The 596-nt window shown below is 29.5% G+C and carries 1 protein-coding gene; it reads right to left on the bottom strand.

The features are described 5' to 3' along the window. On the bottom strand, positions 1-596 hold a 596-nt coding region (locus tag ABNK64_RS11170), incomplete at both ends, for a hypothetical protein (RefSeq protein ID WP_349764447.1).

The raw sequence follows: 596 nt of genomic DNA, 5'->3' as shown, positions 1-596 counted from the left end.
TCTATTTTTTTTACTTTTAATTCTGTTCCTTGTGAGTTTGTCATTACTGGTTGTTCTTCTCTTAAATTGAATTTTACTTCACTTACATCTTGTCCTTCTAGCATTTCTATTCTAATATTACTTTCTGCTTTTTTATTTCTTGCTCCCTGTAATACTGTTCCAAAATCTAAATTACCTGTTGTGACTTGATTAAATGGTGCTTTTGGCATTGTCAAAGTTATTACATGATTACTTATCTCATTTGTTCCTCTGATAGCCTTTAAATTCAATCTCATAGGCTCATTGACCTTCCAGTTATTTAATCTTACTTGGACTTTTCTATTTACTACAAGTAAATCTATAGATCCATTATTAAATTCTATTCTCTGACTTGGTAATGTTCCTTTTGATTGAACAGTATAACTATGGACTGATCTTGTTCTTCCATCATCTATTTGAATAATATCTTCTTCATCAAGATATGGTATTCCATATCCTGATTGTTCTGCTAATGTAACTCCTGTTGGTATTGGACTTTCTAAAGCAAAACTTGATGGTGCATTTAATGAAATTCCACTAAACTTAATAACATTTCTAATTTGATAGTTATTATCTAT

The sequence above is a fragment of the Fusobacterium sp. SYSU M8D902 genome, from assembly GCF_040199715.1.
Taxonomy (GTDB): Bacteria; Fusobacteriota; Fusobacteriia; order Fusobacteriales; family Fusobacteriaceae; genus Fusobacterium_A.
Note: the sequence above shows the minus strand (reverse complement) of the source record. Positions and strands in the feature narration are given on the sequence as shown.